16 protein-coding genes are annotated in these 18,915 nt (G+C 63.2%); 8 read left to right on the plus strand and 8 right to left on the minus strand.

What is annotated here, in order from left to right; genetic code table 11:
* Window positions 1–21: 21 nt before the first annotated feature.
* Window positions 22–882 (plus strand): transglycosylase SLT domain-containing protein, encoded by an 861-nt coding sequence (locus PQU92_RS11400; protein ID WP_272748341.1) that lies wholly within the window; start codon window positions 22–24, stop codon window positions 880–882.
* Window positions 883–1,094: 212 nt separating this feature from the next.
* On the opposite strand, the gene PQU92_RS11405 is transcribed toward PQU92_RS11400, so the two are convergent.
* A complete protein-coding gene (locus PQU92_RS11405) occupies window positions 1,095–2,867 on the minus strand; it encodes a sensor histidine kinase (RefSeq protein WP_272748342.1) in 1,773 nt (590 codons plus the stop codon).
* 184 nt (window positions 2,868–3,051) lie between these two features.
* Here PQU92_RS11405 and spbR point away from each other — a divergent pair, with 184 nt between their 5' ends.
* Entirely contained in the window at window positions 3,052–4,218 is a 1,167-nt protein-coding gene (gene spbR, locus PQU92_RS11410; RefSeq protein ID WP_272748343.1) for a SpbR family protein, read from the plus strand.
* Window positions 4,219–4,282: 64 nt separating this feature from the next.
* On the opposite strand, the gene PQU92_RS11415 is transcribed toward spbR, so the two are convergent.
* The 3 genes from PQU92_RS11415 to PQU92_RS11425 form a co-directional block, all read right to left on the minus strand.
* Window positions 4,283–4,771 (minus strand): Hpt domain-containing protein, encoded by a 489-nt coding sequence (locus PQU92_RS11415; protein WP_272748344.1) that lies wholly within the window; start codon window positions 4,769–4,771, stop codon window positions 4,283–4,285.
* A 126-nt stretch (window positions 4,772–4,897) separates the two neighbouring features.
* Entirely contained in the window at window positions 4,898–5,656 is a 759-nt protein-coding gene (locus tag PQU92_RS11420; protein ID WP_272748345.1) for an NAD kinase, read from the minus strand.
* Window positions 5,657–5,756: 100 nt separating this feature from the next.
* Window positions 5,757–6,806, minus strand: a complete 1,050-nt coding sequence (locus tag PQU92_RS11425; RefSeq protein ID WP_272748346.1) for a DUF2336 domain-containing protein — start codon at window positions 6,804–6,806, stop codon at window positions 5,757–5,759.
* A 246-nt stretch (window positions 6,807–7,052) separates the two neighbouring features.
* Between PQU92_RS11425 and PQU92_RS11430 the strand changes: the two genes are divergently transcribed.
* Entirely contained in the window at window positions 7,053–8,426 is a 1,374-nt protein-coding gene (locus PQU92_RS11430; protein WP_272748347.1) for a hypothetical protein, read from the plus strand.
* Between the two features lie 46 nt (window positions 8,427–8,472).
* On the opposite strand, the gene ypfJ is transcribed toward PQU92_RS11430, so the two are convergent.
* Window positions 8,473–9,300, minus strand: coding sequence for a KPN_02809 family neutral zinc metallopeptidase (gene ypfJ / locus PQU92_RS11435; RefSeq protein ID WP_272748348.1), 828 nt, complete (start codon window positions 9,298–9,300; stop codon window positions 8,473–8,475).
* A 186-nt stretch (window positions 9,301–9,486) separates the two neighbouring features.
* Here ypfJ and PQU92_RS11440 point away from each other — a divergent pair, with 186 nt between their 5' ends.
* Both PQU92_RS11440 and PQU92_RS11445 read left to right on the plus strand, forming a co-directional pair.
* The gene (locus tag PQU92_RS11440) at window positions 9,487–10,641 is read left to right on the plus strand and encodes an efflux RND transporter periplasmic adaptor subunit (RefSeq protein WP_272748349.1); all 1,155 of its coding nucleotides are present in this window, start codon (window positions 9,487–9,489) and stop codon (window positions 10,639–10,641) included.
* A gap of 2 nt (window positions 10,642–10,643) precedes the next feature.
* On the plus strand, window positions 10,644–13,778 hold the full coding sequence (locus tag PQU92_RS11445; protein WP_272748350.1) for an efflux RND transporter permease subunit: 3,135 nt from the start codon (window positions 10,644–10,646) through the stop codon (window positions 13,776–13,778).
* Between the two features lie 65 nt (window positions 13,779–13,843).
* Here the strand turns inward: PQU92_RS11445 and aroB are convergent, their stop codons facing one another.
* A complete protein-coding gene (gene aroB, locus PQU92_RS11450; RefSeq protein ID WP_272748351.1) occupies window positions 13,844–14,956 on the minus strand; it encodes a 3-dehydroquinate synthase in 1,113 nt (370 codons plus the stop codon).
* A 104-nt stretch (window positions 14,957–15,060) separates the two neighbouring features.
* A complete protein-coding gene (locus PQU92_RS11455; RefSeq protein WP_272748352.1) occupies window positions 15,061–15,618 on the minus strand; it encodes a shikimate kinase in 558 nt (185 codons plus the stop codon).
* A 111-nt stretch (window positions 15,619–15,729) separates the two neighbouring features.
* Here PQU92_RS11455 and PQU92_RS11460 point away from each other — a divergent pair, with 111 nt between their 5' ends.
* The 3 genes from PQU92_RS11460 (at window position 15,730) to PQU92_RS11470 (ending at window position 18,356) form a co-directional block, all read left to right on the plus strand.
* Window positions 15,730–16,644, plus strand: a complete 915-nt coding sequence (locus PQU92_RS11460) for a site-specific tyrosine recombinase (RefSeq protein WP_272748353.1) — start codon at window positions 15,730–15,732, stop codon at window positions 16,642–16,644.
* 104 nt (window positions 16,645–16,748) lie between these two features.
* On the plus strand, window positions 16,749–17,705 hold the full coding sequence (locus tag PQU92_RS11465) for an acetyl-CoA carboxylase carboxyltransferase subunit alpha (protein ID WP_272748354.1): 957 nt from the start codon (window positions 16,749–16,751) through the stop codon (window positions 17,703–17,705).
* Window positions 17,706–17,726: 21 nt separating this feature from the next.
* Complete coding sequence (locus PQU92_RS11470) at window positions 17,727–18,356, plus strand: DUF4328 domain-containing protein (protein WP_272748355.1); 630 nt, start codon at window positions 17,727–17,729, stop codon at window positions 18,354–18,356.
* Here PQU92_RS11470 and PQU92_RS11475 read toward each other — a convergent pair.
* A complete protein-coding gene (locus PQU92_RS11475; protein ID WP_272748356.1) occupies window positions 18,353–18,817 on the minus strand; it encodes a DUF6702 family protein in 465 nt (154 codons plus the stop codon). The genes PQU92_RS11470 and PQU92_RS11475 overlap by 4 nt on opposite strands.
* Window positions 18,818–18,915 lie beyond the last annotated feature (98 nt).

Below are 18,915 nucleotides of genomic sequence, written 5' to 3' on the forward strand. Positions count from 1 at the left end.
TAATGCGGCAAAATTTGCCGCATGACTTCGTATGCGTCCCCTTATCCGTCGACTGATGGCGTCTCGTCCCGCAAGGGCGGAGTCGTGGCCTCGATCACGCGCGCTGCGCAACGGACGGGGGTCGATTTCACCTATCTGCTGAAAACCGCGCAGCGCGAAAGTTCGCTCAACCCGACGGCCAGGGCCCCGACCTCGTCGGCGGCGGGGCTGTTTCAGTTCATCGAGCAGACCTGGCTGGCCACGATCAAGCAGCACGGCGCCAAGCACGGCTATGCGAACTATGCCGATGCCATCCAGCAAGGGAAAAACGGCCAGTATTACGTGGCCGACGCCCAGACGCGGCGGCAGGTGCTGGGCCTGCGTTACGATCAGGACGCGGCGGCGACCATGGCGGCGGAAATGACCGCCGGCAATGCCGCCTATCTGAAGGGCCGCACGGGCCGCACGCCGACCGCGGGGCAGCTCTATGCCGCGCATTTTCTCGGTCCGGCAGGGGCGGCGAACCTGATCAAGACGGCGGAGCAACGGCCCAATGCCTCGGCGGCGGCGCTGTTTCCGGCGGCGGCCGGGGCCAACAAATCGATCTTCTATCGCAACGGTCAGCCGGTGACGGTGACGCAACTGATGGCCAATCTCGATTCGAAGGCGGGGGGATCGGGCGAGGTGCAGATGCCGCAAACCGACGATACCGGGCCCTATGAGGGGCCTGAGGGGTTCCTGGTCGCGCGGGCCCAGCGCCTGCAATCGGATGCGCAGTTGCTCAACATGGTCTTCGGCGGCGGGGCGGGCGAACAGAGCCTGCTGGTGGCGACGCAACTTCTCTCGGCCTTCGGTCCCGGCAAGGACGACAGCGCCGACAAAGACAAGTCGTGGTTCGGGTGAGTTTACATCCTTCCCCGTTTACGGGGCCAAGGACATTTAAATCCTTCCCCGTTTACGGGGAAGGTGGCAGGGCAGCCGACAGGCTGAACTGACGGAAGGGGGAAGCGGCGTTTCAGCTTGAACGGACGAGGTTTGCGAGTCCTACGGTTCTCCCCCCTTCCGTCACTTCGCTACGCTCAGCGCCACCTTCCCCGTAAACGGGGAAGGATGCTTTACGCTGCCATCAAGGCGCGGCGCAGGGCGTCCTCGGATTGCGGCATCAGCAGGGGCCGTATGCCCAGCCCGGCCAGAGGTTCCGCCTGATGGCCGTCGGGCAGGAGGGCGAGGATGGTGAGGGTTTCGGACTCCTGCGTTGATCGCAACCGCCCGAGCCAGTCGGACAAGGCTGTGCGGTTGCCGTCGTCGCTGAGATCTTCGAACGCGCCGGTGGCGACCAGCAGAGCATCGATCTCACCCTTGGCCGCCAGAGACAGGGCGCGGTGGCGCGTCGTGGCCGTCAGGCACTTATGCCCCAGGGTTTCCAGCGTATCGCGAAGTTGCGCCGAACGCAGTGAATCGTTGGACAGCAGAAGGACGCGCAGGCCCGTAGCGCTTTCGGCGGCGGGGGCGGGCGATAACTCGACGACCGGGCGGGGGGCGACCGCCGCCGGATCGAAGGGCAGGTCGAACCAGAATTTCGAACCGACATCGGGTGTGCTCTGGGCGCCGATGCCGCCGCCCATCAGTTCGGCCAGGGTCTTCGACAGGTTGAGCCCCAGACCGGCACCGGAATGGCCGGCCGAGGTACGGGTAATGCGTTCGTGCGGGGCAAAGGCGCGCACCAGTTCGGCGGCGTCCAGACCGGGGCCGGAATCGACGACCTCCAGCCGGATCAGTCCGTGGGCCGGTGGCAGAAGCTTCACCTCGACCTTGCCCTTCGGGGTGTATTGAAGGGCGTTCGACAGCAGGTGTGAAAGGATCTGTTCGACGCGCGCCGGATCGCCGATCGCCGCCCCTTGCAGAGGGGCCGAGCCGGAGACGGTCAGTTCCAGCCCCTTGATCTGCGCCATCTGATAGAAGCCTTCGGTGACATCGTACACCAGACCGTCGAGGTCGAGCGGACCGGTGTCGACCGTCATCTGACCCGAGCGCGCCGTGTCGTCGTCCAGCGTGGTGGTGATCAGGCCGAGCAGATGCTCGACGCCCGCACGGGCGTTTTCGACATAGTGGCGCGGCGCCGGGGCGCGCGTGAGCAGGGTCAGGCCCTGTGTCAGGTTCTGGTCCAGCCCGCGCAGGCCGGTGGTCACTTCACGCGACAGGGTCTGCATCAGGGCCATCTGGCTATGGGTCAGGGCGTCGCGCGCCGACAGGGCGGCTTCGCGATCCTGAGACAGGCGTAACTGATTGAATTCGAGGCGGTAATGTTCCTGAAGGTGGCGATTGAGGATCAGGCCGAAGGCAAGCGCCAGCACCAGACCGGCGCTGACCAGATTGGCCAGCTCGACATAGCCATCCATCAGGTGCAGGGCGATGATCGGTCCGATCATGGCCAGCGGCGCCAGAGTCAGCAGGTACAGCAGCACCGGCGCGCTGAAGAAGATGACGCCGACCGCTGCGCCCGCGCAGATCAGGACGAAGATATGGGCCGAATTACCGCCGGTCAGGGCCGTCAGCGACAGGCTGAGCAGGCTGATGGCCCACAGGCCGCCGCACAGCCATTGCCGCCGGGTGCGCACGCGCAGGTCGCGCGGGGTCGGTCGGGCATCGCCCTGCAGCGCCGGTTTGATGAGGAAAAACGCGGCCCAGACGCAGGCGAACAGCGCCAGATTGAGGACGATCTGCCAGCCGCTGAGGAAAAACTGCGCCGCCCAGATATAGACCGGCAGGCCGATGCCGAAAAAGCCCAGGGCATAGGGCAGAAGACGCACCTGCGCCTTCAGGCCGTAGTCGAGGACGATCTGCGGGTCGGTCAGGTCGGGCGGGGAGTCGGACGGCGCGGGGGACATGGGCAAACCCTATCAGCAAGACCTTGCGCGAGCGTTACCGAGTACAAACTTAACGCGAAAAATTAACAATTATACGCACAGGCGCGTGAACAGGACGGCTTTGGTAAGGTTTCGTTAGGAATTGGGGCGGAAAATCGAGGCAAGCCGTGCTCCCATAAGGGATTCGGATTCAGGGAATTTCCGCATGTCCGCCTCACGTACCTTTCTGTCCGAGCAGGATATTGAACGTCTCGTCAAGAGCGACAATGCCGACGACCGCGCGGTCGCGACGCACAAGGTGTGCCGCCTGATGGAGCGCAGCGACCTGAGCGAGGTCGAACGCGCCGCGGCGCAGGAAATCATCCGTCTCCTGTCCGACGATGCCGCCGAGCTGGTGCGCCGCGCCCTGTCGGTGACCCTGCGCACCTCGGGCCTCCTGCCGCACGACGTGGCGATGAAGCTGGCGCAGGACGTCCATACCGTAGCCGTGCCCGTCCTGTCGCACTCGCCGGCCTTTTCCGACGACGACCTGAGCGAGATCGTCCGTTCCGGCGGCCCGGTCCGTCAGGTGGCCATCGCCAAGCGCGATACCCTGGCCGAAATCGTGACGAGCGCGCTGGCCGACTGTGCCGTCGAAGAAGCCATCGTCATCGCCTGCGCCAACGATAATGCGCGATTTTCCGACACCGGCATGACGCAGGTCCTCGACCGTTTCGGCGCGTCCGAGGTGGTGCACAATACACTGGTCAACCGCAAGGCCCTGCCGGTGGCGGTGACCGAGCGTCTGATCCACATGGTCAGTCAGAACCTGCGTGATCAGCTGATGACGCGCCACGCCATCCTGCCTGAAACCGCGCTCAAGGTCGCCGACGCGACGCTGGAGCGCGCCACGCTTGACATGGCCGACCAGACGGGCGCCAGCCGCGACCCTGCGGGTCTTGCCCGGCATCTGGTTACATCGGGCCGCATGACACCATCCCTGATGCTGCGGGCACTGGCGCGCGGCCATATGGGCTTCTTCGAACACGCCCTGGCCGAATTGTCGGGCGTGCCGCACGACCGGACGTGGCTGATGGTGCACGATGCCGGACAACTGGGGCTGCGGGCCATCTACGACCGGGCCGGTTTGCCCGCGCGCATGTTCCAGACCTTCCGTATCGCGGTCGACACCTACCATTCGCTGTCCAGCGAGCAGTCCGACCTCGATCCGGTCCGCTTTCAGGAGCGCCTGATCGAGCGCTTCCTGACTCAGGTGCCGTTCGCGCCGCGCGAGGATCTCATCTATCTTTATGAACGTCTCGACCGCGATTCGAAGGGGCAGCGCTGGGAGAAGGCGATGACGGAAAAAGGCCTGACGCAAAAAGCCGCCTGAGGTAGATCAATATTGAAAAGGCCCGAAGATCGCTCTCCGGGCCTTTTTTAGTCAATGGGTTTGATCAGTTCTTGATCTTGTCCAGATGTTCCAGCACGCGCGCTTCCAGCGTTTCGGCCAGGGTCTTGCCGACGGGATGCGTGTCTTCCTTGATGCGGCCGCGGACGACGGCGCGGATAGCGTCGATATGGGCGTCGATCAGCAGCTTGGGCGACAACATGCGGATTTCCTCGTCGTCCAGCATCTTGCAGATCGAACCGGCGATGCGCGTGATCAGCGGGTAGCCGTAGGTGGTGCCCAGCCCCTTGAGGTCATGGCAGCGAAAATAGAGCGCCTCGGCGGTATGCGTCGTGAAACCGTCCCGTCGGATCGTTTCCTGAGCGGCTTCCAGCTTGGTGACCTCTTCTTCCAGCCAGCCTTCGAACTGGTCCGACAACGAGGTAAGGGCCTCCTCGGCCTTGGCGATGGCGGCCTGATCCAGCGCGCCCAGCTTGCCGCCCACCTTGGCGCGCAAGGTGTTGGGGATTTGGATGATCTGGGCTTTTTCCGACATGGTTAGGTCTGGTCCTGAGGTCTCTTTGGACGGCAGGTTAACCTAAACGGATTTAAGAATGCCTAATGAGGTCCAAGCGCATCCCAAAAAGTGTGCAGCGGTTTTTGGAATCAGATGCGCGCCCACTTATGAAGTGAATTGTTCGGCCATGACGCGTTCGTCGTAACCGTTGCCGGCGTCGAAGAGGATCGTGGCCGACAGGTGGGGGGCTTCGCTGATTTCGACGGTGCGGATATGGCGCACTTCGAAGGTGTCGGCGGACGCTGCCACCGGGCGTTTGTCGAACTCAAGCACTTCGAAACGCACCTCCGCCGTATGGGGCAAGATGGCGCCGCGCCAGCGTCGGGGGCGGAAGGCGCTGATCGGCGTCAGGGCGAGGGCCTGAGCGGTCAGGGGGATGATCGGCCCATGCGCCGACAGATTATAGGCGGTCGATCCGGCGGGTGTCGCCAGCATGGCGCCGTCGCAGATCAGTTCCTCCAGCCGCTCGGTGCCGTCGATCAGGATGCGCAGCTTGGCGCTCTGATGCGTCTGGCGCAGGAGCGAGACTTCGTTGAAGGCCAGCGCTTCGTGCACCTGACCATCGCCGGTGGTGGCGCGCATGTGCAGCGGGCTGATCAGGGTGCGCTCGGCGTTCTCGATGCGCTCGATCAGACCGTCTTCGTTATAGTGATTGAGCAGGAAGCCGACCGACCCGCGGTTCATGCCGAAGATCGGCAGTCCGTCGCGGAAATGGGCGTGCACGGTTTCCAGCAGCCAGCCATCACCGCCCAGCGCCACGACCACATCCGGCTGGGCCGCCTGTCCATAGCGGGCGCGCAGCGAGGCGCAGGCCGCCAGGGCTTCGGGGCGTTCGGAGGCGACAAAGGCGAGTTTCAGCGACATGAGAGGCCCGTATCAGGCGATAGGCTGAAACGTGTAAAGCGGTTTCAGCGGCGATATCGCGACAAATCCAAAAGGGAGATCGCTCTTACCTTAAAACCGCTCAGGTCGGAACGGCTAAAATCGCGGTCAGGCGGGCGCGGGCTTCGTCCGGCGTCAGATCGAATATGTGTCTCAGCCACGGCCAGTGCGCCGGGGCGACCCGGGGGCGGCTGTCATTGACGGCCTGCAGCCGGGTCAGGAGCGTGGGAAAGGCCGCGCGGTCGATCCCGGCCACGGTCAGGAGCAGAGCCAGCGGCACGCCTGAAACCTCGCGCAGGGCGCGGCGGATCAGGCCGGGCTCAAGCCCGGTCGCCCGGGCGAGGCCGGTGCAGAACCCGGCGAAATCGCCCTGCTGCAATCGGTGGAGGGTCTGAGCCTCGTCGACCGGGACGGGCGCGGTGAAGTCGGTGGCGTACAGGCCCTCGAACCGTCCGTTCAGGTCGTCGCGCAGGCGGGGGCCGACCAGGCCGAGCAGGGCGCAGGCCTGACGGTGCGACAGGGCCGGATGACGGACCAGCGCCGACCGCAAGCCTATATCGTCGCGCGCGGCAGCGATCAGGCGGTCCAGATGCGCGGTCGAAAGCGGGGCATGGCCATTATTGAGCAGGGCGAGGTTTACCGCCGGGACGTTCAGATCCAGCAGCGCCCCGATCAGCGGGGCATCGAGGTCGGGACGCCGCGCCGCCAGAATCGCCTTGTCCTCAGGGCCTTCCGCGATCAGGGCGCGCAGGCTGCCAGTAGAGAGTACGGGAGAATGCAGGATGAGCGCCGCGCTCGACTCGACCGGCAGACGGCACAGGGCGGCGATCAGCAGGGGCTCGGCCCAGTCGGCGCGCGACAGTTCGGTCAGGATCGGAAAGCGGTCCGCGTCGTTCAGATCCAGGATCAGTTCGCCCAGCCGAAGCGCCAGCGTATGGTGCGACGCCGGCGTCGGCGTTTCATTGGGGCCCGTCAGCCGCCGGGCCATGGCATTGAGCTGCATGAGGCGCAGGAGGGTGCGCACCTGTGTCAGGGGCTGGAGCGTACTGGACGGCACGGCCTGCGGCGCGCGCACCTCCGCCCGCGCCGTGGCGGCGGTCGGAAAAGCGGCGGCGGGGCGGGCGTGAGGCAAGGCAGGGTCCGGGTGACGTGATTCGCAGCAGAGTTTACAAAGTCTTGCGGCTTAGGGTGAAGACTTGCTTAAGATTAACGCCGTGGGCCGTGATCACAAAGGCGTGGGCGGCGTTGCCGCAAGGTTTTGAAAATTTTATATTATAAGCTGGCATTGCCCGGCCATTTTTGACGGGGCCGTTAATCTTGTTTCAACGGTGCGTGCTTAGGTTGATACGCCAATGTACTGTTTAATGCAGGGCCGCCCATGTCCGGAGTATCTCCAGAACGCCGACACGACGCCTCGGTCGAAGAACGGCTGGTGATCGAGCGTGAAGACGCCGTCACTATCGTCGAGCGCCTGCGCGAAACCCATGCCGATGCCGACGGCCACGCCTTTCTGCTCAAGCTGGATGCCCTGATCGTGCGGCTGGGGGCGAAGTGGGACGCCAAGTCCGAACTGGTGTTCGAGCATCTCAAGACCGGTTTCGAACGCCGCTTTCAGGAACCGAACTGGTGTCTGCGTATCAATGACGACGCGTGGCTGGCCATCATCCCTTCTGTCGGTGCCCGGCGCGGGGCCCTGGCGGTGACCGAGATGTGGCGCGAACTGGGTAATTTCTTCGTCGGCGACGTGTCGCATCTGGAGACGCCGCTTTATGAGGTGCTGGTCGAGGATGTCGACCGTTTCATGCTGCGGCCGATCGATCTGAAGACCTGGTTCGACCGTCCCGAGGTCGAAGCCGCCAAACTTAAGCCCATTGCCGGCGAAACGACGCCTGAGGCCGTGCGCGGGCCGGGCACGGGGCCGCAGATGACCAATATCCAGCGCCCGGTCATCGTGGCGGCGACCGTCACCCACGCCAATCGCACCCTGCGCGTGGCCTCTTCCAACGAACCCTTGTTCGAGATGAAGAAGATGGTCATGATCGGCCATCGTCTGGAGCCGATGGTCATGGAGGCCATCGACAACGCCCTGCTGGATCGCAAGGCGCTGGCGGCGATGGACTGGGGGCTGCGCGAACAGATCGACATCACCAATATCGAGCAGGGTCTGAAAATCCTCAAGATGCGCGAGGCCGAACAGCGCAAGATGCTGATGGTCGTTCCGGCGGCGTTTTCGACCTTTGCCTCGCAGCGCGCTCGGCAAAAGATCATGCACGACGTGTCGAAGGCCGCCGCCGAGATGGGACTCAAGGTTCTGTTCGAGATCCGCGGCCTCGACGGCGTACCGCCGCACCGGGTGCTTGAAATCGTCTCGCTGATCAAGCCGTTCTGCATGACGGTGGTCGGCCACGTCTCCGCCGACCGTAAGGCGATCGCGGCGCTCAACAAGTGCGGCCTGTCGGGTATCTGCGTCGAATATGACGGCCAGAAGCGCGACGACGAGGCGCTGCAGGAATATCTGACGCAGTTGTCCGTTGCGGCCAAGGCCTCGGCGGGGGCCTGCATGGTACAGGGCTTCGACAATTACCGGCAAATGGCGGTGGCGCGTCTGGCGGGGGTCACCCACGCCTCGATCAAGGCGGCGGCGATGATGAGCCCGCGCGGCGCGGTGGCGGCGGCCAGGACGGTGTCGGAGGGCCTGACCTCCTCGGCCCAGGCTCAGGCGGCGCTGAGCGCTCTGGAGCGACCGGAGTAGGGTGCTTTTGGCTTCGCCGAACTTCGTTTCGTGGTAAATCCTTAAACTACGCGAACGTATTGCACGCGTTCGGATCGCCGGACGAATAGCCCGCATTGAACCAGTACATCCGTTCCTTCGACGTGCCGTGCGTGAAGCTGTCCGGCATGACCTGACCGCCCGAGCGCTTTTGCAGCGTGTCGTCGCCGACCGCCGACGCCGCGGTGATGGCTTCTTCCAAATCCCCCGATTGCAGCCAGTGGTTTTTGGCGTCGGAACGTTTGGCCCATACCCCGGCATAGCAGTCGGCCTGAAGCTCCAGCTTGACGGAAAGCGCGTTGGACTCGCTTTCGCCCAAAGCCCGGCGGGCGTTCTGTACCTTGTCCGACACGCCGGTGACGTTCTGGACGTGGTGGCCGACCTCATGGCCGATGACATAGGCAAGCGCGAAGTCGCCCGACGCGCCCAGATCGCGCTCCAGCGTATGGGCGAAGTCGAGGTCGAGATAGACCTTTTGATCCGCCGGGCAATAGAACGGCCCCATGGCCGACTGCCCCATGCCGCAGCCCGTCTGGGTGCCCTGCGAATAGAGGACGATGGTCGAGGGCTGATAGCCCTGAATGAGGCCCGCCCACACGTCGTTGGCCGAGGTGTGCATGACGTCGGCGAAGTCGCAGGCGGTATCGCCCTGAGGGCAGGCGCTGACGGCGGCGGGACCCGACGCACCGGTCTGGCCGGACTGGCTTAGCAGGACCTGAGGGTCGATGCCGAAGACGAAATAGCCGATCAGCGCGATGACCACGGCACCGATCCCGCCACCACCGAGCGCGACACCTGCCCCCATGCCGCGGCGATCTTCAACCCCGCCGCGCCGTCCGCCCTGCCAGTCAACCATGTGCCCGTGTCCCTCTGCTGTCTTCGCGCCAGTTTACCCGGCTTTCGTAAGGAGACAATAGGGGCTCGTGCATCATCGCGTGTGTGGATTTAGTTGCATTGCATATTTTTAATGCACGCTTCGTTGACTGTTCGTTCAGTAAAACGATAGATGAGAATTGATATCAAGCCGTTCAGGAACCCGCTTATGCGCGCCGCATTTCCCGCGACAACCAATCTTATATCGTACCGCACCGTATTGAGGATTTCGGCGATCGCCACCTTCGCGCTGCTGGCGGCCTGTTCCGGTGGCAAGAAAGAAAAAAAGGACGCCGACAAGGGTGCGGCTCACCATAGCGCGCTGGTCGAGGTGGCGGTGGCCGGGGAAATCCGGGCCCCGGGCCTGATCACCGGTTCGGGCAGCATCGGCGCCTGGCAGGAAGCACCGATCGGGGCGGAAGTGGGGGGGCTCACGGCCACGGCGGTGCTGGTCGACGAAGGCCAGTACGTCAAGCAGGGCCAACCCCTGCTGAAGATGAACGATGCCGGTCTGCGGGCTCAGTACAGCCAGGCCGAGGCCGGGGTGTCGAGCGCAAAGGCGCAGGCCGTCGAGGCCCAGCGCGCCTATCAGCGTTACAAGGAACTGTTCGACAAGGGGTACGCCTCTCAGGCGGCGCTGGACCAGAAAGAGGCGGCGCACAAGACGGCTCTGGCGCAGGTCGCCACCGCCGAGGCGTCGCGCACCGAAGTCGGTACGCGCCTCAACCAGACGGTCGTCCGGGCACCGGTGTCGGGCCTGATCACGTCGCGCACTGCCGTGGCGGGTCAGATCGTCAGCCCGGGCGTCGAGTTGTTCCGCATCGTGCGCGATAACCGCATCGAGCTGAATATGGAAGTGGTCGAGACCGAACTGAACCTCATCAAGCCGGGCATGAGCGCCACCGTCACCAATGACATGGGCGATACCGTGTCCGGTACGGTCCGCGTCGTCACTCCGGCGATCAATGCCGAGACGCGTCTGGGCTATGCCCGTATTGCCATCCCGGCCACCGCAGGCTTCAAACCCGGGCAATTCGGCCGTGGCAGCATCAATGTCGGCGATCGTAACGTCGTCAGCATTCCGCAAAAGGCCGTTGTCTATAAGGATAATCGTTCCGGCGTCTTCGTCATCGACACGAAAAACAAGGCGGTCTTCCGCGCGGTGACGCTCGGGCCGGTGACCGGCGACACGGTCGTCCTGCGCGACGGCGTAACGCCGGGTGAAAAGGTCGTGACGACCGGTGCGGGCTTCCTCAACGATGGCGACACGGTCACAGTCGGTAAAGCCCCCGCCGTGAAGCCTGCCGGCAGCGAGGCGAAATAGTCATGTCGACGCCTCCTGCTGATAAACGCCCGGCTGGGTTCCAGATATCATCCTGGTCGATCCGCAACCCGATCCCGACTCTGGTCTTCTTCATCCTGATGACCTTTCTGGGCATTGCGGGGTTCCAGAACATGCGGGTCAATAACTGGCCCGACGTCGATTTTCCCTTCGTCGTCGTGACGGTGGTACGCTCCGGCGCCGCGCCGTCGGAACTGCAGAACCAGGTCACCCGTATCGTCGAGGACTCGGTCTCCGGCCTTGGCGACGTGCGCCATATCCGTTCCGTGGTCAGTGAGGGCGCTTCGACCACCATCGTGCAGTTCCAGTTGGGCACCGACCTCGAAAAGGCCACCAACGACGTGCGCAATGCGGTGGCCGGGGTGCGCGGCAATCTGCCCGGCGACGTGCAGGATCCGATCATCTCCCGCGTCGACAATGCCTCGGGGCAGCCGCTTCTGACCTATACGATCCGCGCCTCGAACATGTCGCCGGAACAGTTGTCGTGGTACGTCGACAACGATATTTCCAAGCGCGTTCTGGGCGTCAAGGGCGTGGCCAAGGTCAACCGCAACGGCGGCGTGGATCGTGAAATCCGCGTCGAGCTGGATGCCGGGAAACTGGCCGGGCTGGGCGTCACCGCCGCCGACATCAGCCAGCAACTGACCGCCTTCAACGTCAACATGCCCGGCGGCCGCTTCAATTCCGGCGGTTCGGAGCAGACGATCCGCACGCTCGGCAATGCCGACACGGTCGCCGCCCTGTCGGAAAAGCGCATCACCCTTTCGAACGGCGGCAGCGTCCGTCTCGGCGATCTGGGGCAGGTCATCGACACCTGGTCCGAGCCGCGGTCGCGCGCGCGCTTCAACGGCAACGAGGTCGTCGGCTTCAATGTCGAGCGCACCCGCAATACCTCCGAAGTCCACGTGGCCGAAGGTGTCCGTGCGGCGCTGGACAAGCTGCAGAAAGAAAACCCGGGCGTTCAGATCGTGCAGGTCGCCTCGTCGGTCGACGAAGTGCATCGCTCCTACGAAGTATCGTTCGAAGCCCTGATCATCGGGGCGCTGCTGGCCGTGTTCGTGGTCTGGCTGTTCCTGCGCGATCTGCGCGCAACCTTCATCGCCGCCGTGGCCATGCCGATGTCGCTGTTGCCGACCTTCTACGTCATGCACGCCATCAACGAGTCGTTCAACATCGTCTCGCTGCTGGCCCTGTCGCTGACCGTCGGTATCCTGGTCGACGACGCCATCGTGGAAATCGAAAACATCGTCCGCCACATCCGCGAAGGCAAGAAACCCTATCAGGCCGCCATCGAGGCCGCCGACGAAATCGGCCTCGCCGTCGTGGCGACCACCGCGACCCTGGTGGCCGTCTTCGCGCCGACCGGCTTCATGCCGGGGATCGTGGGGCAGTTCTTCAAGACCTTCGCCATCGCCGCCTGCGTCTCGGTCATCTTCTCGCTGGTGGTGGCGCGTACCCTGACGCCGCTGATGGGGGCCTATCTCCTGCGCGTCAAGCCGGGCGACGAGCACAAGCACGACGAACCCTTCTGGATGAAGGGGTATCTGAACTGGCTGGGGTTCTGCCTGCGTCACAAATGGCTGACCGTTCTGGCCGCCATCGTCTTCTTCGTCTCCTCGACCGCGCTGGTCATCGTCATACCGTCCGACAACATCCCGGCAGGCGATCAGTCGATGTCGGTGATGAGCATCACCTATCCGCCCGGTACGCCGCTGGCCGAGACCGACGCCACGGTGCAGGCCTTTATGGCCGAGCTGAAAAAGCGCCCTGAGGTCAAGAGTACCTACGCCGTTGTCAATACCAATACGGCGACCCTGACGGTCAATCTGGTGCCGATCAAGGACCGCAAGCTGTCGCAGACGGAGTTCGAGCAGTCCTTCACCGAAGTCCTGCACAACTATCCGGGCGTTCACGCCTCTTTCGGTCAGGAAGGCGGCGGGGGGACCGGCGTGTCCTATCTGCTGGTCTCCGACAACCACGAAGCCCTGCGCGAGACGTCGATCCAGCTGATCCGCGAAATGCAGGGGCTCAAGGAACTGACCAACGTCCATTCGGACGATAACGTCACGCGGCCGGAAATCATCATCACGCCCAAGGCCGATCAGGCGGCGCTGATGGGGGTTTCGACCCAGGCGATTTCTCAGGCCGCCCGCGTGGCGACCATGGGCGACATCGATCAGGTGCTGGCCAAGTTCAACGACGGCGACCGTCAGGTGCCGATCCGCGTCCTGCTCAAGGAAGCGACGCGTCTGGATATCAATAATCTTGATACCCTTATGGTGCCGACCCGTTTCGGGACCTCGGTGCCGCTGACGGCGGTGGCTGACATCACCTTTGGCGCGGGGCCGATCGAGATCAACCGCCTCGACCGGACGCGTTCGGCCACCATCAAGGCCGACCTCAACGGCGTGCCCAACGGGACGGCGGACAAGGCGATCAAGGATCTGCCGACGATGAAGAAGGTCATGGCCGGCGAAGTCCCCGGCGTGCGCAGCGTCGTCTCACCCGACAGCGAAGACTTCGCCGATATGGGCAAGAATTTCGGCATCGCCATCGGGACCGGCATTATCCTGATGCTGATCGTGTTGATCCTGCTGTTCGGCAGCTTCAGCCACCCCTTCACCATTCTGATGGCTTTGCCGGTGTCGTTCGGCGGCGCCTTCATCGCGCTGGTCGTGTGCCGGATGTCGATGTCGATGCCGTCGATGATCGGCCTGATCATGCTGACCGGTATCGCGGCCAAGAACTCGATCCTGCTGGTCGAATACGCCATGGTCGAGATGAAGGCCGGGGTGCCGCGTCAGGCGGCCTTGATGGATGCCGCCCGCAAGCGCGCCCGTCCGATCATCATGACCACCATCGCCATGGGCGCAGGGATGATCCCGGTGGCAGTCGGCACCGATGCCTTCCGTCAGCCGATGGCCGTGGCGGTGATCGGCGGTCTGATCACCTCGACGCTTCTGTCGCTGCTGTTCATCCCGGTAATGTATATCCTGATCGACAAGCTGTCGAATGCGGTCGGCAAGCGGATTTCACCGTTCTTCCATGCCGACGGCAAGGCGGAGGATGAGAAGCGGGTCCTGACGGCGGATGAATATAATCACCTCAAGGAAGACTAAAAAAAGCCCGGTCAGACGACCGGGCTTTTTTCTTCTTATGCCTCTCCCTCAGGGGGAGGGTGAAATTACGCCGTCGCCCCTTCGGCGATCAGAAACTCGCGGATCGAGTCGGCGGGCACATCCTTGGCGACAAACGCCTCACCGATGCCCTTGACCAGTACGAAGACCAGCTTGCCACCCTCGGCCTTCTTGTCGTGGCCCATATGCTTGATCAGCACATCCGCAGCGAACGCCGCATTGCGGATATGGTGCATGTGGGTCGGCAGACCCGCCTGAGCGATGGCCGCCACGGCGCGGTCGGCTTCGGCCTGATCGCAGAGCCCCATGCGGGCGCTGTAGCGGAAAGCCATGCCCATGCCGATCGCCACGGCCTCACCGTGCAGCAGCGTAGCGCCAAAACCCAGTTCGGCCTCCAGCGCGTGTCCGAAGGTATGCCCCAGATTGAGCAGGGCGCGCTGACCGCCTTCGCGCTCATCTGCGGCGACGATCTCGGCCTTCATTTCGACGCTGCGCGACACGGCGTATTCGATGGCCGCCGGTTCGAGCGCCAGCACCGCCTGATCGTTGGCCTCCAGCCAGTCGAAGAAGGCGCGGTCGCCCAACAGGCCGTACTTGATGACCTCGGCATAGCCGCAGCGGATATCGCGCACCGGCAGGGTCTTGAGCAGGTCGAGATCGCACAGGACCAGACGCGGCTGATGGAACGCGCCGATCAGGTTCTTGCCCTTAGGGTGATCGATGGCCGTCTTGCCGCCGACGCTCGAATCGACCTGCGCCAGCACGGTCGTCGGGATCTGGATGAAGTCGATGCCGCGCATATAGACCGAGGCCGCAAACCCTGTCAGGTCGCCGATAACCCCGCCGCCCAGCGCGATGACCACATCCTTGCGGTCCAACCCGGCATCGACCATGGCGTCGGTCAGGTCTTTCAGACCGTCCCAGCCCTTGGTTTCTTCCCCGGCGGGCAGGGTGACGACGGGGGCTGTGATGCCGGAGGCCTCCAAGGCTGCCGATAATGTTCCCGCGTGCAAAGGGCCGACACGGCTATCGGTGATGATCAGGGTGCGTTGGTTTTTGAGGAACGGCGTCACGCGGGCGGCGATATCAGAGGTCAGGCCAGAACCGACCTCGACGTCATAGGCGCGGAAGCCCTCACCGGAAACAGGGATCGTGGTCATAGAAGCGCTTTCCAAAAAGTGGGACGCACTTTTTGGATTCAAAAGCGCGTTAAAGCAAAAAATTAGAACCTGTGCCGACGGATGCAATCAGATCGGGACAGGTTCTAATTCGTCTCGATAAAGGTTTTCAGGGCCGCCAGTACCAGTTCGACGCTTTTGGCGTGCGACTGATCGCCGGTATCGACCGTGATGTCGGCCTCGGCATAGAAGGGATAACGGTTTTTCTCGTGCTCGCGCAGAACCTCCATCGGGTCGCGATTGTGCAGCAGCGGACGGTGCGAGCGATTGGCGACGCGCCGCGCGATGGTGCGCAGATCGGTCTTCAGCCAGACGGTAATGGCTTTCTGCTTGATGATCTCGCGCGTGGCGGGTTGCACGAAGGCGCCGCCGCCGGTCGCCAGCACGTGCGGGCCGTCATCGAGCAGGCGCGAAATCACCTTCTGCTCGCCGTCGCGGAACCCGGCCTCGCCAAAGGCGGCAAAGATATCGGCTACGGTCAGTCCGGCGGCTTTCTCGATCTCTTCGTCGGCATCCTTGAACGCCAGACCGAGCGCATCGGCCAGCCGGCGGCCTACGGTGGTTTTACCCACGCCCATGAGGCCGATCAGGGCGATCGGACGCGGCAGAATCAGGCTGGAGCGCGGCTCAGAGGTGTTGGGCATGGGTCAAACGCGTCCCATGCGGTGGAAAATCGTCGTCATGTCCTGTGCTTTACACGATGTTTAGGGGATTAGGCCAGAAATAAGCGGTTAACTCTGTATTTGAGTGTCAGAATGCCCCGCGATCCCGTCAGTACTTTTCTGCAAATGCTCAGCGTCGAGCGCAATGCCTCGCCGCGCACGCTGGAAGCCTATGGGCAGGACCTGCTCGATTTGCAAACCCATGCGCAGGTCGCGCCGCAGGGATTATTGAGCCTCAGCGAAACCCATATCGCCGCGTTTTTTGAACATCTTGATGCGCGGGGACTGGCCTCGTCGACCCTGCAGCGCAAGCGTTCGGCCGTGCGGCAGTTCTATCGGTTTTGTGTGCTGGAGGGCCTGAGCGAGACCGACCCCAGTCGCAAGATCGCCGCCGCGAAAAAGGGCAAGCCCCTGCCTAAAATCCTCAGCCGTGCCGAGGTCGAGGCTTTGATTACCGCCGCCGACGCGAAGGACGCCCATCAGGCGATCCGGCTGCAATGCCTGATAGAGATGGCCTATGCCTCGGGTATGCGGATTTCCGAACTGGTATCGCTGCGCCTCGACAGCGTGCAGAAAGACCCGGCCTTCCTGATCGTCAAAGGCAAGGGCGGCGTCGAGCGTCTGGTGCCGCTCAACCCGGCGGCGCGGGCGGCGATTGCCGAATATCTCGACATCCGGCCCCTGTTTCTGGGGGCGAAGGACAAGGCCAACCCTTATCTCTTCTGCTCGCGGGGGGCCGATGGCTATCTGACGCGGCGTCGGGTCGGGCAATTGCTGGACGAGGCGGCGCTGGAGGCCGGGATCGACCCGGCGCGGGTGTCGCCGCACGTCCTGCGTCACGCCTTTGCCACGCACCTGCTCGAAGGCGGGGCCGACCTGCGCGTCGTGCAAACCCTGCTGGGTCACGCCGATATTTCGACGACGCAGGTCTATACCCACGTCGCGACCGAACGCCTCAAAGCGGTGGTGGAAACCCATCATCCGTTGGCGCGTGGCCTGAAATCCTGATTTTACACTTTGCCTGCACTGATTTTACACTTTGAGTATAAGCCGGATTGGGGTAAAGCGCAGGGTTCGCTACGTCAGTATCTATAAAGAGATTCAGCCTCCCCATGCGTCATTATCTCGAATTTGAACGCCCGATTGCCGACCTCGAAGCCAAGATCGAGGAACTGTCGGCCCTGTCGTCGTCGGGCGGCGCGAATCTCGATGCCGAGGTGAAGGCCCTGCGCGAACGGGCGCTGGTCCTGACGAAGGAAACCTATGCCCAGCTTGAGCCGTGGCAGAAGACTATGGTCGCCCGCCATCCGGAACGCCCGCATATGGTCGATTACCTTGAGGGGCTGATCGAGGATTTTGTCGAACTGCGCGGCGACCGTAAATTCGGCGACGATCAGGCGATCATCGGCGGTCTCGGCCGTTTTCGCGGTCAGTCGGTGGTCGTCATGGGCCATGAGAAGGGTAACGACACCAATTCACGCCTGCGCCACAATTTCGGCATGGCCCGCCCTGAAGGCTATCGCAAGGCCGTGCGCCTGATGGATATGGCCGAACAATACGGCCTGCCGGTCATCACCTTTGTCGACACCGCCGGGGCCTATCCCGGCATCGGCGCCGAGGAGCGTGGTCAGGCCGAGGCCATCGCGCGCTCGACCGAACGCGGCCTGACGCTGAAAGTGCCGTTCATTTCGACCGTGACGGGCGAGGGCGGCTCCGGCGGGGCGATCGCCCTGGCTGCCGCCAACCGCGTCCTGATTCTGGAGCACTCGATCTATTCGGTCATTTCGCCCGAAGGGGCGGCTTCGATCCTGTGGCGCGACGGATCGCGCGCCAAGGACGCTGCCGATCAGATGAAGATCACCGCGCCGGACCTGCTCAAGGTCGGTATCGTCGACCGGATCATCGAAGAGCCGGCGGGCGGTGCCCATTCGGACAAGGACGACATGATCCGCCGCGTCGGCGATGCGCTCGATGCCGAGCTTCAGGCCCTGAGCTACCTGTCACCGGACCAACTGGTCGCCCAGCGGGCGGAACGGTTCTACAAGATCGGCGAGACGGGGCTCGTTTAAAACAATATCCGGGGGGAAATAATGAATACCATAACCTATAGCTTCAGGCCCTTGCCGAAGCTGACCAAGTGGGCCCTGCGTCTTATGGGGGCCTTGATCGTGACGACCGTGCCCACGGTTATAACGCCTCTGTTTATCAATTGGCACGATCCGAGCTATGCCGAATCGTCGGCCTATACGATCAACGCCATTGGCATTCTGATCTGGTTCCTGTTTTGGGCCATATCGGGTGTCATATCTCTGATTTGGGTGTACAGGGCGGCGAAGAACGCCCGGGTGCTTCAACCGGGTCGGATGACGACAACGCCCGCCTGGGCTGTCGGCTGGTTTTTCATACCGTTTGCCAGCCTTTGGAAGCCCTATGTAACCTTGAAGGAAATGTGGATCGCCAGTCGGGGGCCCGGTGCTCAAAGCGTGCCCCTGATCAACATCTGGTGGGCGACCTATCTGACCGGGAACCTCATTGGCTGGTTCGTCACGCGTCAGACCTTCTCCAGTGATCAGGCCTATATCGACATGCCGTTTCTGGTGTGGGCGGAAAGCGTCGGCAATATCAGTTCTTTGATGGCAACCCTGTGCTTTTATCAGATGGTGCGGCGGATACATCGCTTCCAACTGGAGCACGACACGGCGGCCGCCAACGTCTTTTAATCGAAGGTCGCCGTCTGCGGCGCGGAGCCATGCGCGAAGGTCAGGCTTTTGGTCACGCCCCTGACGCGGACATTGACAAGGCCGACGCCGGTCTGGCGCGAATAGGGGAACAGGCCGTAGTCGATAGTTACCGACTTGGGCGCTTTCGGCAGCTTGCCACCGTAAACCAGAATGATGTCGTCGCCCGCCATGTCGTTCGACACGGGTTTGAAGGTCTGGCCATTGACCTTGAAGGCCGTAGCCAGATGCGCCTCCAGCGCCTTGAAGGCGTCCGGATCATCGACCGAGGGCTGGGCGTCGGGGGCCAGTTCGACTAGCTCCGGCTCCGTATCGTGGGCGGAGAGGTTATGGGTGATGGTGACCTTACCGGTCGCGTCGATTTCCACCACGGTCAGGGTGTGGTGCCCGCGATGGGCAAGGGCAGGGGAAGCGAGAAGCAGGCTGGCACATCCCACAAGCACTGTTCGCCTTAAAACCCCCTCTCCCTTGAGGGAGAGGGTTGGGGTGAGGGGGGAATGGTTGAAACGCATAGTATATTTCCTCTATTTCCCCCTCACCC

The sequence above is a fragment of the Asticcacaulis aquaticus genome (assembly GCF_028550415.1).
GTDB lineage: Bacteria > Pseudomonadota > Alphaproteobacteria > Caulobacterales > Caulobacteraceae > Asticcacaulis > Asticcacaulis aquaticus.

Bases quoted from the DNA above. Each gene is read 5' to 3' on its own strand.
- PQU92_RS11400 (WP_272748341.1), top strand. From the start codon at position 22: ATGACTTCGTATGCGTCCCCTTATCCGTCGACTGATGGCGTCTCGTCC.
- PQU92_RS11405 (WP_272748342.1), bottom strand. From the start codon at position 2,867: ATGTCCCCCGCGCCGTCCGACTCCCCGCCCGACCTGACCGACCCGCAG.
- spbR (WP_272748343.1), top strand. From the start codon at position 3,052: ATGTCCGCCTCACGTACCTTTCTGTCCGAGCAGGATATTGAACGTCTC.
- PQU92_RS11415 (WP_272748344.1), bottom strand. From the start codon at position 4,771: ATGTCGGAAAAAGCCCAGATCATCCAAATCCCCAACACCTTGCGCGCC.
- PQU92_RS11420 (WP_272748345.1), bottom strand. From the start codon at position 5,656: ATGTCGCTGAAACTCGCCTTTGTCGCCTCCGAACGCCCCGAAGCCCTG.
- PQU92_RS11430 (WP_272748347.1), top strand. From the start codon at position 7,053: ATGTCCGGAGTATCTCCAGAACGCCGACACGACGCCTCGGTCGAAGAA.
- ypfJ (WP_272748348.1), bottom strand. From the start codon at position 9,300: ATGGTTGACTGGCAGGGCGGACGGCGCGGCGGGGTTGAAGATCGCCGC.
- PQU92_RS11440 (WP_272748349.1), top strand. From the start codon at position 9,487: ATGCGCGCCGCATTTCCCGCGACAACCAATCTTATATCGTACCGCACC.
- PQU92_RS11445 (WP_272748350.1), top strand. From the start codon at position 10,644: ATGTCGACGCCTCCTGCTGATAAACGCCCGGCTGGGTTCCAGATATCA.
- aroB (WP_272748351.1), bottom strand. From the start codon at position 14,956: ATGACCACGATCCCTGTTTCCGGTGAGGGCTTCCGCGCCTATGACGTC.
- PQU92_RS11455 (WP_272748352.1), bottom strand. From the start codon at position 15,618: ATGCCCAACACCTCTGAGCCGCGCTCCAGCCTGATTCTGCCGCGTCCG.
- PQU92_RS11460 (WP_272748353.1), top strand. From the start codon at position 15,730: ATGCCCCGCGATCCCGTCAGTACTTTTCTGCAAATGCTCAGCGTCGAG.
- PQU92_RS11465 (WP_272748354.1), top strand. From the start codon at position 16,749: ATGCGTCATTATCTCGAATTTGAACGCCCGATTGCCGACCTCGAAGCC.
- PQU92_RS11470 (WP_272748355.1), top strand. From the start codon at position 17,727: ATGAATACCATAACCTATAGCTTCAGGCCCTTGCCGAAGCTGACCAAG.